The following is a 15,591-nucleotide window of genomic DNA, read 5'->3' as shown; positions in this document are numbered from 1 at the left end:
GGGCTCAGTAGTGGCTGGCTACCAATCCCAGGAACCTGACATTAATGCCATGAACTAAAATTAGGAGGTAGGTTATGAATGTTAATCCATTGCTTCAGATCAAAGCACTTGGCCAGAGCATCTGGCTCGACTATATTCAACGTAATATGCTGAAAAATGGTGAAATTGCTAGAATGATAGAGGAAGATGGCTTGGCAGGGATAACGTCCAATCCGGCCATTTTTGAAAAGGCGATTAACGAACACCATGACTACGATGAAGCCATTACTTCGCTTACGCACCGTGGCATGCCCCCCAAAGAAATTTATGAAGCACTTGCCTTGGAAGATGTCGCTCAGACTGCCGATCTGTTTCGACCACTTTACGATAAATCAAATGGCCGCGACGGTTTTGTCAGCCTGGAAGTTTCACCCCATGTTGCTTATGATACGCAACAAACCATCAACGAGGCTGAGCGGTTATGGGCTGCACTTAACCGGCCTAATGTCCTGATCAAGGTACCGGCAACCCAGGCGGGATTACCTGCCATCACGCATTTGCTTGCTGCGGGTATCAACATTAATGTAACGATCTTGTTCAGTCTGGAACGTTATCAGCAGGTAGTCGATGCATTTTTGGCAGGATTGGACACCCGTGTGGCTCAGCATAAGCCTGTTGATCATATTACTTCTGTTGCTAGTTTTTTCTTGAGTCGCATTGATGTATTGGTGGATAAACGTCTGGATGAGCTTGTCCAGATTACTGGCGACAAATCTGTGAGCGGTTTACGAGGTAAAGCTGCCATCGCTTGCGCACGCCTTGCCTATCAGTACTATCAGCAATGGATTAAAGATAATCGCTGGCAATCCTTATCGAGCCATGGTGCACGCACCCAGCAGCTGCTATGGGCGAGTACCGGAACTAAAGATCCCGCATACAGCGATACTAAATACATCGAACCTTTAATTGCCAGAGATACAATTAACACGATGCCACTAGAAACACTGAACGCTTATCGTGATCATGGCCAACCAGCAGTGCGTATCGAGCAGGAATTAGATGAAACTCGTAGCTTGCTAGAGAAACTTCATCAAATTGGTATTGACCTGGAAGCAGTCGGCGAACAATTGGAAGCGGAAGGCGTACAAAAATTTGCTGTCCCTTTCGATAAATTGCTGGAACGAATCAAGCAATGGTAATCTGTATTTTACAAAGCAAATTGGTGAGGATATTCAATTTCTTTTTCGTTAATTTATTTACGAATAATATAAAGATATCTCGATTTGTTCAGCTTCCAAAGGTCATTATAATGATCTGCCTTTTCTGCCTCGCAATGCTTGCTTCAGGCTGTGACAACCTAGCCAAAGGAGTCACTGAGGCGATACTAAATATGCAAAGCGAGAAAGAAGATATCCGAAAGTGCTATATAGGCGGTCGCCCGTTTGAGGGATTGGAAAAAAAGCTAAGGCGGCAGGAACAATTGGCGCAAGCGAACAATAAGGGTAACTACCCTGTGCTCAAAGTACTTGTCGTACATGGTATCGGCTCTCCTCAACCAGGCTACTCTACCCGCCTGGCCGAAAACCTGGCGCAGGCTCTCTCTCTCAATCGTGTTCAGGAAACGATCAAAGAGATTACCATCACCCACCCGATGTTTCCAAGCCAGGACCTTGGATTGCTCCGCTTGACACGTTACATGAATGCCAATGAAAACAGAGAGATTATTTTCGCAGAACTCACATGGGAGCCAATTATAGCAAAAGAAAAGCAAACCATTAATTTTGATAACTCCGGTCAGTATTCCTTTCGGCGAACACATATTAATAATACTTTGAAAGTATTTCTCAATGATACTATCCCGGATGTGATGATGTTCAATGGTACCTCACGGCAACAGATGAATGTTTCTGTTAGCCAATCGCTTTGCTGGCTCATGAGTGAAATGTGGGAATCACTTCAGATCAAGACGGCGCAATTCTGTGATGCAAGCGCCCCCAACAGAATGAATCGGATTGATGATGAATTTGTCTTTATATCTCACAGTCTTGGCAGTCGAATTACTGTGGATGCATTGCAATGGATAGCAAATATCTTCAGCGATATAACTAAATTAGAGGCGATTCATGCCGAAAATGTGCAAATTCCCGAGAAACCAGCCGCAGCTCCTTCTCAAACAAATACAATGAGCAATTTCTTGGAAAAAAAACACCTCTTACAACAAAAGGAATTTACTGTTTTTATGCTTTCCAACCAATTACCCCTCTTGCAAATGGGGCAGCTCAAACCAGGAGTTACTGCTCGAATTGCCGATATCTGTGGTCCGAATGCTACCCATGCAGCAGAAAAACTCTTCAGTAAAACTCATCTTATCGCCTTTAGTGATCCCAACGATTTATTCAGCTATGCGCTTCCTCCTAATTTTATCGATGAGTACTTGGATTCACGTCTTTGTCCAACATTGACTAATGCCATTCTGAACGTGACCAGTATTACAGATATTTTTGTGGGACAGTTTGCTAATCCCTTGGCCGCTCATACTGAATACGACAATGATCCAAGAGTGATCGGTCTTATCGCTAAAGGAATTGATCAAAGTGATATTGACCCAGGGGTCGCCGAGCATTGCACTTGGCTGGAGTCAGTACCAGATGGTCAATAGGGAGAATCTTCAGCTATATTTTTATAACCGCAGGAAAAGAAATAAAAAGAATGGAAAATTGGGATAAAAGTAGTACCTTGTTATCATATTCTGAGCAGTGATTGGTTCAATTGATGAACTGCTCAGAATAGATCAGTCCGAATATTTCATAATAGCTGAAGTAGTTTGAGGAATCACTATGCACAAGATTGTTTTATTTATCTTATTGTCAGGCGTTCTATCGACTTCCAGCTGGGCGGAGAATATCATTCGACCGGGATTATGGGAGGTAACGACCAAGTCTGATTTGTTGGCATTAGTGCCCCATATTCCCTCGGAGCAAATGCAGCAGTTGACTAACTTGGCCAGGCAGTATGGATTAGAGATACCGCAAATCCGCAATGGTGCGGCTACTTCCAATGTCTGTATTACACCGGAAATGGCAAAGCAAGAGGTGCCCACCTATTTGTATGAAAACCAATCTGGCTGTACAGTTACAAATGCCAGCCGAACAGGCAATCGCTATCAGATGGAACTGATGTGTGATAACTCGCAATTTAAAGGTAATGGTTACGCGGAAGGAATGTTTATAACTCCGGAAAGTTTCAGTGGGCGAACAGAATTCGATAGCGTTGTGCGAGGCGCGCCGCTCTATGCTAAAGCCGATACCCAGGGCCGCTGGATCGGCGAACGATGCGAAGTAGTGAAACCCTTGCCATAATGTATAAAAATGACAAGGGCGATTACGTTGCTTTGCTACGCCCACTTAATCACTATTACTTTTATCATTCTATTTGCTGAAATCATTACGTAATGGCAGCACACAGAGGCTATGGACAAACCTGGTGGGGAGCACAGTGGCTTAACTCACTCTCGCAAATCGACTATGACAATCGCCTACCACGCGGACGTAGTTATGCCAACAAAGGGGCAGTAGCAAAAATCGAGATTCAGCATGGAAATATTTATGCCAGAGTAAAAGGCTCCCGTCCACGCCCTTATGACGTCACAATTAAAGTACCTCCCATGCCTTCGCAGCAGACCAAGGCTTTGCTTGACGCAGTAGCGCTCGATCAGGTCATTATCTCGAAAATGCTCAATCGCAAGCTTGACCCCGCGGTGCTGAAGCATGCCAAAACACTCAAAGTAGCTATTTTCCCAACACGCTGGACAGATCTTGCCATGTCCTGCTCCTGTCCGGATTGGGCAGTGCCATGTAAACACCTGGCTGCCGTTATTTATCTGATCAGTCGGGAAATCGATGGTAATCCCTTTATAGTATTTTCTTTAAAGGGAATCGACCTTACTCAGGAACTGGCAGCGCGTCACATTTCAATCGAACGGGAAGCCAAGGCGACTTTGCCGACGGTAGAGGATCTGCTGGGTCAGCCGCATCATCATGAAACCTTGGTGCAGAATATGTCTGACCTGGATGACTCTAGCGCACTTGATTATTCCCTTTTGCCCGATCTCGCTGCTTCCCTGGTGAGTGTATTGCCTGCGAATCCAACTTTCTTTCAACCGGGCGATTTTCGGTTGACTTACGAAAAAGTGATGAAGCGAGTAATCAAGCAGGCCCGCCTTGCACTTAAAACCGCTACCACAAGCAGTAATAGTAGTAACATCCGCTCGGCAGTCATCACCCCCGCAGACAAACCCCATGTGATGCTTGATCAGACGTACCAGCCCACCGTTGCCGGATTAACGCTGCAAGCGCACTGGAAGGAATGGGCAGCCACGCTGCAGCAGCTTGCCGAAGCTGATTTACCCGATCTCCAGCCGGAAGTAGTCGCTATGTATCATGCTCGCATGGCTAGCCTGCATCTGCTGGCGCAAGGCGCAGTCTTACCCCAAGTGTTCCAAGCAGGCAAATCGGAAGTAGGCCTGCGCTGGCTACCAGCGATGCTGGATGGGACGGTGAACGCTTTGATCAATCAACTGGCAGCACTACTGCCAGCAGGATTGCTGGCTTACTGTAGCGGCAAGAAAGAAACCAATCTCTCTGCCGAAGTGCAAGCCATGGCATTATGTAGTTTATTTTTAGGTGAGTTTATACGTTATTGGAGCGATGTTCGCCATGAGAAACTATATGGCAACAAACCGCTTGGCCTGTTTTTCGGCCACGGCAGCACTCGGGTTGATGGTCCCGGTGAAGGGGAAATCGGTGCCGGGGTGCAGTTGTGGTTGTCGCGCTTTCATATTGGCCAGCAAACTTATATGCCGGTGTTGCAGCTCGAAGATGACGGTGTCGGATTCAGCTTGTCGCTAGGCGTGGTGGCACGGAATGCTTCATTGCAGGAGCCTGTACCATTTGCACGCTTGCTAACGGATAAAGCATGGCAGGCAAATCGATACAGTGTGTTGCAAACAGTGTCATTGCTGGCAGAATTTTTTCCACCCCTCAATCACTATATCAGTGCTGGTGCTATTACCCCGATCGCATTAACTCCTGAAGCCCTGCCTGCTTTTCTGTTCGATACACTGCCGATTATCCGGCTGCTTGGCATACGCGCATTATTGCCCAAAGCGCTCGATCACATCCTGCGTCCACGCTTATCAATGAAGTTATCTGGTAAAAACACAGGCAGCACAGGTTTTCTCAATGCAAGCGATATTTTAGGTTTTAACTGGATGGTGGCAATTGGCAATAACCAGCTCACCCGGGCCGAATTTGAGGAATTGGTCCAGAATGCCCAAGGCATCGTGCGCTTCAAGGGTGAGTATGTCTATCTTGATCCTGCTGATATTGAGAAGTTACGCTTGCAACTGGAAAAACCACCCTCCACTACTCCGGCAGAACGCTTGCGTATTGCCTTGAGCAAGGAATATCTCGGTACGCCCATCACCCTGGATGAAAAAGCACGAGACATCATTCGCGAGTTGACTGAAGTGGGTAATGTACCGCTACCCACTACGCTCAATGCTACCCTGCGACCGTATCAGGAACGCGGCTATGCCTGGTTGTATCGCAATATTCGTGCCGGGTTTGGCAGTGTCATCGCTGATGATATGGGCTTGGGCAAGACGCTGCAGATGATCACCACTTTGCTGAAACTCAAAGAAGAAGGAAGCCTGCATGAAGCAAAGGTGCTGGTCATAGTACCGACCAGCCTGCTTACCAACTGGACCAAAGAAATCGCGCGGTTTGCTCCGACTCTGACAGTAGACATTTTCCATGGCACAGAACGCTTACTGGCAAATGAACGGACAGATGTGCTGTTGACCACCTACGGCATGGTACGCACGGATCAAGCCAAGCTCAAGAAACTTTCCTGGCGCCTCGTCATTATCGATGAAGCTCAAAACATCAAAAATGCGGCTGCTGCACAAACTAAAGCCGTTAAATCCATTCCTGCTGCTAGCTTTGTTGCCTTGACCGGCACGCCGGTTGAAAACCGGCTGGCCGAATACTGGAGCATCATGGATTTTGCCAATCGCGGCTTTCTGGGTAACCTTACCCATTTCACCAAAGAGTTTGCCGTCCCGATCCAGAGCCATCATGATCACCAGGTAGTGCGGCGTTTCAAGCGCGTCACCAGCCCTTTTCTGCTGCGACGGCTCAAATCGGATAAAAGCATTATCAGCGACTTACCAGACAAGATCGAACAGAATCAATACTGTGAGCTAACCAGGAAACAGGCGGCATTGTATGAAACCGTGGTGCGTGAAGCCTTGCAGGTGATCAATGGCGAATCTGACACGTTCAAACGTGAGGGATTGATTCTGCAGATGATCCTGGCCTTGAAGCAAATCTGCAATCACCCGGTACAATATCTTAAAACGGGAAATAGCGAGGCAAGCTTATCCGGTAAAGCAGAACTGTTTCTTGATCTGCTCGAATCTATTTATGCCGCTCATGAAAAAGTACTGGTATTTACGCAATTTCGCGAAACAGGAGAATTGCTGACGGCATGGATCAAAGCTCGCTTCGGGCGCGAGCCCCAATTCCTGCACGGCGGCGTTACGCGAAAAATGCGTGATAGCATGGTCGAGCGCTTCCAGCATGACCGCACCGAACGCGTTTTTCTGCTATCGTTAAAGGCAGGCGGTACTGGCCTCAACCTGACAGCAGCCGCCAATGTCATTCACTTTGATCTCTGGTGGAATCCCGCGGTTGAGGCGCAGGCAACCGATCGGGCCTACCGTATCGGCCAGCTTCAGAATGTGCAAGTGCATCGCCTCATCACCCGCGCCACCTTCGAAGAACGCATCAACGACATGATTCAATCCAAGCGCAGTCTGGCTGATTTGACTGTGGGTATCGGAGAGAAATGGATTGGCACGCTAAGCAATGCAGAGCTTAAGGATGTATTCAGTTTGGGGTAAAAAGTTATCCTGTTTTTACGGTTTTAAAAGCGTTTGGTAAGATAGCAGCATAACTGGCTCTATTCTTTAAAACATAAGAAAATATCGTAGAACTTGCGTAGCGACATATCATAACTCACCCTCTCCCGCTGGGAAAGGGTCGGGATGAGGGGCGAACAGGGCACGTTGGCCTCCATTAATTGGAGTGTTAATGTCGCCATGTCCGTTAGTTTCTTAAATCACTCAAAAGATATCCGCCCAGTATTAAAAAACAGCATGGCCAGCAAGAAATATCAAAAAATCAGCCAACAAGAACTCATCGAAAAGCAGCTCTGGAAAGCGGCGAACAAGTTGCGCGAACTGGCGATTGTGTTATTCGAAAGAGTCAAGATCAACGCATCTATCGATTGGACGGTTAAAGAGCGTAAAGGCTAAGCTGAAAGTGATCGTCAAGCGCACATTGCGCCAATATGGCTACCCGCCGGACATGCAGAAACTGGCAACTGAGACCGTGCTCAAGCAGGCCGAAATGCTGGCAAATGAGATTGCGATTGGAGCAATCGTGTGAGATTGTGGACGCTTCATCCATCGTATCTGGACGCACGTGGGCTGGTCGCGCTGTGGCGCAAGGCCCTGCTTGCTCAAGCAGGGCTCGGACGTACAACAGGAGGATATCAGCATCATCCGCAGCTGGCCCGTTTCAGGGCTACCCCAAGCCCGGCGGCAGCTATTGCGGCTTATCTTCGGGAAGTTCATGCGGAAGCCGACAGGCGGGGCTACCGCTTCAACGCCCAACTCATTGGCCATTTCGGCCCAGTAGAACAGATTCCCGTGAGCGAGGGTCAGCTCAATATCGAATGGCTGCATCTCAAGGAAAAACTCGAAGCGCGCGATCCGACCTGGTTGAAGCAGTTCCTGGGTGTTGTTAGGCCCGACCCGCATCCCCTCTTCGTGATAGTGCCGGGTGAGAAAGAATGGTGGGAACGTGCAAGCCCAGGCAACCAGGAGTAGTCGCTCCTCAACACTATCCCCTTCCTTCCTGCTCACTTACGGAGCGTCTCGCAAGTACTGACCAAAACTCATCACCTGATCAGTGAGAAAAAACCTCGCCGGAACGACAGAAATGAGTCAGCGTCTTTGCGCTATTTTTTATCTGCGTGGCTCTTCGGTCGTGAAGCTCTGTCAAGAATGATCAGCGATGGGTTCACAAGCAACGTGGGGGCCGGGCCCCGGGTCGATCCCGGAACAACATAGTTCCGCTGGATGAGCTTGAGTTCGCCGTCTTGGGGTATCATGTCCCTGGTAATTTCGTGGCAATTCGGCAGATCCGTACAATCGCGCCGGAAGTAGTGGACGTAGAGCTTTTCGGTGTGGTTAACCATTCCAGCAAAGGCGGATGCACTTCCCTCAAGATCGACATCCAACACGTCCAAGACGCCTTCGAGGGGCGGTATCCAATTGGGCGACAGGCTCACGTATGTGGCATTGCCGGTGGCCGTGCCGAGAGTGCCTACGACGGCGAGTACCTCGCCCGAGTCAATGCGCGCCGTCGGGCTGATCTGGTAATCGGCGTCCGAATTGTCGCCGAGGCAGTTCATGGAACGGGGAAGGCAGTGCTCGCCGAGGAGATCCACCTTAAGCAGCAGACTTTTAAATCCCCCAACCTTGGCATTGGGCTGCCCCCAGAGCTGCTTGACCGCAGCGACCAGATCTTTGGCATCGCCTTCCTGCTCCAGCTCGGATTGAGCGGTTCGCTCGTCCCGCACAGGGAATGGGAAGGGCTCAGTCGCACGTGCTGTGTCGGGGTCCCTCACCCGGAACACAGCGAGCGGAAGTTGCTGGCGCCATTGGTCACCGGCCACCTCGTCCTCCGGATGCGTGTAACGGACAATAATCATCAGGTCGTCCGCTCCAGCGCCAAGCCCTAGCCGGGCGAGATCAGGCGAGACGGGTTCAGTGAACACCTGGTTGCGATCCGGCAAACCCGCCCGCAAGAGTGCCTGAGTTAGCTTGCGCTTCATTACCTTATCGGGCGTGATAATGAAGAAACGCTGCTGATCAAAGGCCGCTCCGGACTGTTGCTCAATAACGACGTTGTTGTTGTTATCGCCCACACTCGCGAACGTCAGCAAGCGGGACGGATTTGGCGACTTCTTGAAGAGGATGCTCTGCATGAAGGGATCAGCTTGCACGGACTGATAGATCTCATCGTTAGTATTGATTTCCCCTTCGCGCGTAAAGACATAGGTCTCTAATGAAAAATACCTCCCGGGTGGTGGGAGCTGCGCCAGCACCACCAGTGCTTCCCGTTCGTCAAGGCGATAGGTCCACCAGGTGTCACCCTGGGTCGGCCCGAGCAAGTCTTTCATTGTATCGTCCACGAATTCATCCGGCCAGAGCGGAAGAGTGAGGATGACGTAAGGGGCTGCAGGATTATTCCCCATACAGATTCCGATCGTTTCCAGTGGGAACTTGCAGTCTTCGATCGTAAACAGATGCCAGTTTCCCTGAGCAACCTGATACCCTCTCGCCTCAAGGTCGGCCCGGAAGCTCTTGACCTTCTGCTCAAGTGACGTAGGAAGCTGATTGCCGCTATTTGAATAATTGTTTGAGCCGCTCAATGCAGGCGCTGATACAAGCATTGCCGTGAATACAAAGCAAAAAGTGTGGAATTTCATGATTTCTCCTCCTTATCAGCATCAACCATCGTGGCCATAGTTACAACAAAAAAACGTAAAACGCTCTGTGGTAACACATGAATTCGAGTAGACATGATGAGGTTTGGCATAAAAATATTGCTATGCCTTAATCAATTAATTTGATTAGAAAATCTGGCTTTTTGTTCTACCTGGGTTCTGCTTGTGGAGCCCGTGCAGCACACCATTGCTAGTGCGCCGAGTGAAACATAGCCGGTGCAATGCGTTCACTTATTGCACTCTCCCGATGCTAAATAAACATGACGTGAAAACGAGCCGTAATAATATAAATAATAGGACAATGGGAAGCTGATAATGTCAGGTTTGATTTAGAAATGGAGTTAGCGGAATGCAATAATGACGAAAATACTCTGCTCATCTGCAAGCCAAACTATTAGATTACATGAATTCATCTCAACGTGTAGAAATCGTCACAAGGTTAATGGCAGCGAAAACAGTACGCAGCATGCCTATCAATGTCAGCGACCAGATGAGCAGTGCAAACCAGCCCCAGTATTGCGAAATAATCGCCAATGAGCCAAAGCTGGTCACTTTTACCAGAGAGAGGGTGCTGGCGGTATACATCCCCATGGGAAAAACTCTGCTCCAGCAGGGGGGATCGTAGACGTGACATTGTCCGCCAAATGCGAGTCTGGCCCATGGAAAAGTTTTTATCCATAGCGGTGCTGAATCTGCGATGTTCACACGAGTGAATTTCAGGATATCCATGACCAGTAGATAAGGAATCCACATTGTTCCGATCATCCAGGCAAACACCGTGATCCACAAAATAACCAACCAGATGCCTTGCCAGGCTGATAAGCCTGGCATGCGCAAGACAAACTCGGCGCCTCCCAGGGTAATGATGGCTGTGGCTCCCATGCAAATCCAGTAAGGGGCGTCCCATTCGGCAGGTTCAAATCGTTGGAAAAACAATCGGTAAATTAGCAACGTCACAATCATCAAATAAAAGACAAACGCCAGTACCCAGACACTCCCTGCCATAAAATAAGCATAGCCCGCATGGCTACCCGCTGCCTCCAGAAGACGAACGCCTAGCAGGGATACTGATACTGTGCTGACGACAATCAGTAAGGTTGCGCCATTTACGATTTCATGCAACGGTTTCCCTCGCATCAGGATAAAACCAAGAAGAATGAAATAGAGGCATACGACCCAACCAATCAGTGCGACCAACCATAACCACATGGCTAATTCTGTCGCTTGATGAAAGGTAACAAGCTGCATACCGATGGTATTGGTGCCAACCACAAACGTTAAAAAAGGCACGGCACGCCGTAAAGTCCTGAGATCTGTCAGCACATCTGGTAGGAAAAGCACTATACGTATGGTTAGAATAGTGCACAAAATCAGATAAAAAACCAGATTCAGTGCAAACAGTGCTCTCGCAATACCGGTAAAAGCCATCGCTTCAAATGCAATCGACACGATGCCGGTCGCCATCACCATGGCAAAATAGGACGGGTGAAAATTTCTTATGCCGTCGAGGATGATAGAACTGCACCGTTTCATGAATGCGCCCACCTAATCGCGATCTGCTTGACCGTGGCAAGATCTAATATCTTATTGACTTGATTTCTTACCCTTTTCTTTAGTAATCGGGTTTTGTAAAGTATAGCCATTCTCTTTCATTTTATATCCCCCATAAGCACCCGCGCCCGCCGCGACCAAAGTCCAGCAACCGGATAACAACGGCAGTAGCAACAGGGGAATAACCGCTCTCAATATCTGCTTTTGCTTCATTATGAATTCCTGCACAGAATTAGATTCTAATAGTTAGACTCTATTTGATAAAAAAATTTTTACGCGCATATTGTTAAATCATTATCCATTTATAAATCAAACATGATGCAAAGCGAACCGCAGATAGTATCCATCATACGGCAAAGTGAAGCCGACCAAGTCGCTTCTGATTTAGAAATGGAATTAGAAGTTGGACATGTATCATCATCTTTATTCGATAAAACTGATCATCTTTTCTCTTTAGCAAAATAATATGCTGAGTATTTTGTGCTGTGGGTCTATCGCGGCTGGACGAAAGCATCAGGACTGTGAGCCCAGCTATACTTTTTTGTTCATTCACTTGAGCAATTTTGCGTATGGGCAATATTTTATAATAATAGAAAAAACGGTGATAGCTCCATTATTCCTAGCTCATATTGCATGACTTCCCTTATATCACTGATTAATGAAGCGCATGCCTGCACTCTTTGCGCCGAACACTTACCGCTCGGTCCACGTCCGGTTTTCCAGATACATGAGTCAGCCCGTATTCTGCTGGCAAGCCAAGCGCCAGGCAGGAAGGTTCATGAAACAGGTATTCCGTTCAATGATCCAAGCGGTGATCGATTACGTGCTTGGTTGGGTGTCTCGCGCGAGATATTTTATGATGTCAGGCAGGTAGCTATCCTGCCTATGGGTTTCTGCTTTCCTGGCACAGGTAAATCAGGCGATCTACCTCCCCGGCCCGAATGTGCGTTAAAGTGGCGAGCAGCATTGCTGTCACACTTACAAAACCTCAAACTGACGCTGGTATTAGGACAATATGCACAGGCTTATCACCTGCCAAATACAGGTGCATCGTTAACCGAGACTGTTCGCGCATGGCGGAAAGACTGGCCTGATATTGTTCCCCTGCCTCATCCAAGTCCACGCAACAATCTGTGGTTCAAGCGCAATCCGTGGTTCGAGCAGGAACTTATTCCTGTTCTTCAAGCCCGGGTAGCAGAGGTACTCAAACGTGACGGTTAACTCTTTCATTAAGAAAACTGACTCCGGCTTCGTGATAGCTTATTCCATTTCTAAATCAGACATGACGCGAAGGCGAGCCTCAGACAGTACAAATAATACGGCAAAGAGAAGCTGACAAATTCAGGTTTGATTGATAAATGAAATTACCCCGCTGAACGGTTGCTTAACCGAAACTCCTTCGGGCGCTTTTGTGGACCCGTTTTGGAAACAGTTTCAATTGGCTAGTGGTTAGCAACTGCTTAATTCGCAGTTTTGCGGTTGAGAAAGCGTTTTGTTGGAATAACTAATTTAGAGATAATCTGGTCAGATCTGATGAAGGCAAAATTAATTAGCTACCCCAAAAGGAGGCGCTACAAGGTAAAAGGATTGGAAATGTGCATAGGTTTTACCTCGTTACCGCCTGACGTCCGAAGCGGGATGCGCTGAGCTCCACATCGGCACGTGCCCAAGCCTTTTTGAAACGTGTTTCGATGAGCGCTGCCTGATCGTCTTTCTTCTGCGCGCACAGCGCCTGCATCAGTCCGTAAAGTGCCCAGCCATTGTTGCGATTTCTCCTCAGGTCATCCCAATACACTGTTTCCGCCTCGTCCGGACGCCCTGATTCCAGTAAAACAGCACCCAGCGCCAGCCTTGGCGGAAAATGGAATTCCAATGGTTCCGTGTACACCAGGGCATCTTCAAAATGTACCGCCCGTTCAAGGTGCGCGATGGCTTGATCGAATTGACCGCGCGCAGCGGCAATTTCACCGGCGAGCACTTCGGGTGCAGCGCGCAAGATGGTGCGCGGGGTATTTTTCGATAGCAGCGGGCCATCCAGCGATGGATCATGCATAATCTCGCGCAGCGTCTCCAGCTCTTGCCCGGCTTGTTGCAATTGTCCTGTGGCGACAAATGCGAGACCGCGTACATAATGCCAGCTTCCTTTCAAAAATGCGTTAGTGGATGGCGGCGCAGGCTCGGCAAGGATCTCCTGCCAGCGTCCGAATCTTGCCAGTGCCCAGTATGGTTGCATACGGAATAGTGCTGTCAGTGGCAAATCTTTTAGTATAGCATCGTCTATTCTGCTAGCTGCTTCCCGGGCCGATTCGATCGCAATTCTGCTTTGCCCATCCATCGTTGCAGCAAACGACAGGAAATGGATGTTATGCGGATAATAGACCATCGGATAAATTCCCTGCGCGCGACTCTGCGCGATATAATTCTCATCCGCAGCGATGGCCAGTTGATTGCTTTTCATCGCATCGGCATACCGGCCCACGCGCAGATAGATGTGTGAAGACATATGTATCATGTGCCCCGCGGCGGGCATCAGCGTCAGCAGCGTATCGGCCGCCTTTTCTGCCCGTTCCGGCGTACTTGTCGGCTCGATGAGGTGGATATACATATGCAGCGCACCTGGATGCTGCGGATTGCGCCGTATCACTTCCTCAGTGAGTGTAACGATTACAGTCATCCCTTTTTGTGAATAACCATCACGCATCCAATAATCCCATGGATGGATGTTCATCATCGATTCGATATAAAGCGTTGCAATATCATCATCGTCCGAAAAACGTTGATGCACTTCCCGCATCGCATCCGCATAGGCTTTGTCATTTGCTGCTCGCTGCTCAGGCTTTCCTGTATAGCGTTTTTCGAGCGCTTCGATAAGCGCCCGTTCCCGCGCTGATGCTGCTGCCTTGCTTGCTACAGCCTTCTGGATGAGTTCCAGCGCCGGTGCTTCATCTTTTGGATTCATCGGCGCATTGATATTGGGACCCAGCACCAGTGCCTGGCCCCAATAAGCCATGGCGAGCGCGGGATCGAGCTGCGCCGCTTTCTGGAAGGCGCGATGTGCTTCCGCATGGTTGAATCCATAGGCAAGATTAAGTCCCTGGTCAATGTACTGTTGCGCTAATTTATTGCGCGTACTCACCGGAAATGTGTGAGAACCCAGATTCAGCAAGCTTGGCGCACGCTGATCATCCGGACCTGACTTAGCCATCATGCCGGATTGCACATCATGCTTGTGACCCGCGCTAGATTTTATGGCAGCTGCACGGTTTGTGGCCGAAACCGCTTCGCCAGCCTCTGCGAATGCACCAGAGACACCGACAGCGGTTAAGGTCAGACCCATTATTATTAGATTGATGGCATGGCGTTGCATGAACATGATCTCCTCCTTAATAAGTTTTTTCTGTGCTCTTTGGAATTAATTCTCGGCAGTGGTCGGATCAATCACGGCTTTGATTCGAGAAATACGGTTCGCGGGAAACTCGCCCTGATCAGCATGTGCTCTGATGGTAGCTTCGTCAGGCGCGATGTAGATGCAATAGACTTTATTGTCCGTTACGTAGCTTTCCAGCCATTGAATTTGTGGGCCCATCTTGTTCAGAATGCTGCAGGATTTCTGAGAAATAGCCTGAAGTTCCTGTGGCGTAAGAGCGCCAGCGCCAGGAATGTCACGTTCGATAATATATTTCGGCATTTTTTATCTCCTATAAAATAAATATTTAATATATGACCGGTCGTCTTATTTTGTCACAAAAAAAATTATGGTTTGAAAAAACCTTCCAACAGATCTTTGCAGCATTGCTTAACTGGAGCAGATGATTTTTCTATTTTCATCCTCAGTAAAGCTCCCTGCCAAGTATTTATAAGTAAATCCGCCATCTCTTCAGCCGATTTGTCTGATCTTACCGTGCCTTGCTGCTGCGCTTTAGCCAGCCCAGATTGCAATAAATCACGATAACGTCCAACGGCAGACTGAAGAGATTTCCGGCAAATTTCACTGGTATCGCCTATTTCCCCCATCAAATTACCCAGTAGACAACCGCCTTTAAACTCATTTTTTTCAAGTTCTATGATGAGTTCATCAAAATAACGCCGTATCTCGCTCAACGCGTCAATCTCGGATTGTTGTAAATGTGCCGCTAATTGCGCAATAAAGGGCTCAACATAATGCTGAATGACTTCCGCACCAAAATTTTCTTTGCTGCCAAAGTAATTATAAAAAGAACCTTTAGGAATATTTGCCGCATCAAGGATTTCTTGTAACCCCGTGCCATGATAGCCATGCCCCATGAGCATGGCTACCCCCTGATTTAACAAATTTTCTCGCTTGAGCTCTTTTTTCGTCACTTTACGCATATATTTATAATATGACCGGTCGTATTAATATGTCAAGAGAAAATAAAGTTTGTTTGCACTTAATGGGTTTGT

At 48.3% G+C, this 15,591-nt stretch carries 15 protein-coding genes; 9 read left to right on the top strand and 6 right to left on the bottom strand.

What is annotated here, in order from left to right; translation table 11 throughout:
- Nucleotides 1-74: 74 nt before the first annotated feature.
- The 7 genes from tal (at nt 75) to AAW31_RS08985 (ending at nt 7,933) form a co-directional block, all read left to right on the top strand.
- Nucleotides 75-1,178 carry a transaldolase gene (gene tal / locus AAW31_RS09010; RefSeq protein WP_046849993.1) on the top strand — a complete coding sequence of 368 codons (1,104 nt, stop codon included), beginning with the start codon at nt 75-77 and terminating at the stop codon, nt 1,176-1,178.
- A 110-nt stretch (nt 1,179-1,288) separates the two neighbouring features.
- Entirely contained in the window at nt 1,289-2,638 is a 1,350-nt protein-coding gene (locus tag AAW31_RS09005) for a hypothetical protein (RefSeq protein ID WP_144412900.1), read from the top strand.
- Between the two features lie 178 nt (nt 2,639-2,816).
- On the top strand, nt 2,817-3,338 hold the full coding sequence (locus tag AAW31_RS09000; protein WP_046849992.1) for a DUF3617 domain-containing protein: 522 nt from the start codon (nt 2,817-2,819) through the stop codon (nt 3,336-3,338).
- Nucleotides 3,339-3,430: 92 nt separating this feature from the next.
- A complete protein-coding gene (locus AAW31_RS08995) occupies nt 3,431-6,943 on the top strand; it encodes a DEAD/DEAH box helicase (protein ID WP_046849991.1) in 3,513 nt (1,170 codons plus the stop codon).
- A 255-nt stretch (nt 6,944-7,198) separates the two neighbouring features.
- Nucleotides 7,199-7,357 (top strand): DUF3387 domain-containing protein, encoded by a 159-nt coding sequence (locus tag AAW31_RS22740; RefSeq protein WP_235264545.1) that lies wholly within the window; start codon nt 7,199-7,201, stop codon nt 7,355-7,357.
- A 7-nt stretch (nt 7,358-7,364) separates the two neighbouring features.
- On the top strand, nt 7,365-7,490 hold the full coding sequence (locus AAW31_RS22735; RefSeq protein ID WP_235264544.1) for a type I restriction enzyme endonuclease domain-containing protein: 126 nt from the start codon (nt 7,365-7,367) through the stop codon (nt 7,488-7,490).
- Nucleotides 7,487-7,933 (top strand): pyrimidine dimer DNA glycosylase/endonuclease V, encoded by a 447-nt coding sequence (locus AAW31_RS08985; RefSeq protein WP_046849989.1) that lies wholly within the window; start codon nt 7,487-7,489, stop codon nt 7,931-7,933. The genes AAW31_RS22735 and AAW31_RS08985 overlap by 4 nt, the downstream gene beginning before the upstream one ends.
- A 131-nt stretch (nt 7,934-8,064) precedes the next feature.
- Here AAW31_RS08985 and AAW31_RS08980 read toward each other — a convergent pair whose 3' ends face one another.
- The 3 genes from AAW31_RS08980 to AAW31_RS08970 all read right to left on the bottom strand — a co-directional run bounded on the left by AAW31_RS08980 (nt 8,065) and on the right by AAW31_RS08970 (nt 11,382).
- The gene (locus tag AAW31_RS08980) at nt 8,065-9,600 is read right to left on the bottom strand and encodes a hypothetical protein (RefSeq protein ID WP_046849988.1); all 1,536 of its coding nucleotides are present in this window, start codon (nt 9,598-9,600) and stop codon (nt 8,065-8,067) included.
- A gap of 432 nt (nt 9,601-10,032) precedes the next feature.
- A complete protein-coding gene (locus AAW31_RS08975) occupies nt 10,033-11,151 on the bottom strand; it encodes a tellurite resistance/C4-dicarboxylate transporter family protein (protein ID WP_046849987.1) in 1,119 nt (372 codons plus the stop codon).
- Between the two features lie 51 nt (nt 11,152-11,202).
- Nucleotides 11,203-11,382 carry a hypothetical protein gene (locus tag AAW31_RS08970; protein WP_046849986.1) on the bottom strand — a complete coding sequence of 60 codons (180 nt, stop codon included), beginning with the start codon at nt 11,380-11,382 and terminating at the stop codon, nt 11,203-11,205.
- 102 nt (nt 11,383-11,484) lie between these two features.
- On the opposite strand from AAW31_RS08970, the gene AAW31_RS21295 reads away from it, so the two are divergent.
- Both AAW31_RS21295 and AAW31_RS08965 read left to right on the top strand, forming a co-directional pair.
- Nucleotides 11,485-11,634, top strand: a complete 150-nt coding sequence (locus tag AAW31_RS21295; protein WP_158441461.1) for a hypothetical protein — start codon at nt 11,485-11,487, stop codon at nt 11,632-11,634.
- A 168-nt stretch (nt 11,635-11,802) separates the two neighbouring features.
- Nucleotides 11,803-12,390, top strand: a complete 588-nt coding sequence (locus AAW31_RS08965; RefSeq protein WP_046849985.1) for a uracil-DNA glycosylase family protein — start codon at nt 11,803-11,805, stop codon at nt 12,388-12,390.
- A 385-nt stretch (nt 12,391-12,775) separates the two neighbouring features.
- On the opposite strand, the gene AAW31_RS08960 is transcribed toward AAW31_RS08965, so the two are convergent.
- From AAW31_RS08960 to AAW31_RS08950, 3 genes are all read right to left on the bottom strand, one after another.
- Nucleotides 12,776-14,536 carry a tetratricopeptide repeat protein gene (locus AAW31_RS08960; RefSeq protein ID WP_046851639.1) on the bottom strand — a complete coding sequence of 587 codons (1,761 nt, stop codon included), beginning with the start codon at nt 14,534-14,536 and terminating at the stop codon, nt 12,776-12,778.
- 45 nt (nt 14,537-14,581) lie between these two features.
- Nucleotides 14,582-14,857, bottom strand: coding sequence for a DUF4242 domain-containing protein (locus tag AAW31_RS08955; protein ID WP_046849984.1), 276 nt, complete (start codon nt 14,855-14,857; stop codon nt 14,582-14,584).
- A 65-nt stretch (nt 14,858-14,922) separates the two neighbouring features.
- Nucleotides 14,923-15,519, bottom strand: coding sequence for a TetR/AcrR family transcriptional regulator (locus AAW31_RS08950; RefSeq protein ID WP_046849983.1), 597 nt, complete (start codon nt 15,517-15,519; stop codon nt 14,923-14,925).
- Nucleotides 15,520-15,591 lie beyond the last annotated feature (72 nt).

The sequence above is a fragment of the Nitrosomonas communis genome (assembly GCF_001007935.1).
Classification (GTDB): Bacteria; Pseudomonadota; Gammaproteobacteria; order Burkholderiales; family Nitrosomonadaceae; genus Nitrosomonas; species Nitrosomonas communis.
Note: the sequence above shows the minus strand (reverse complement) of the source record. Positions and strands in the feature narration are given on the sequence as shown.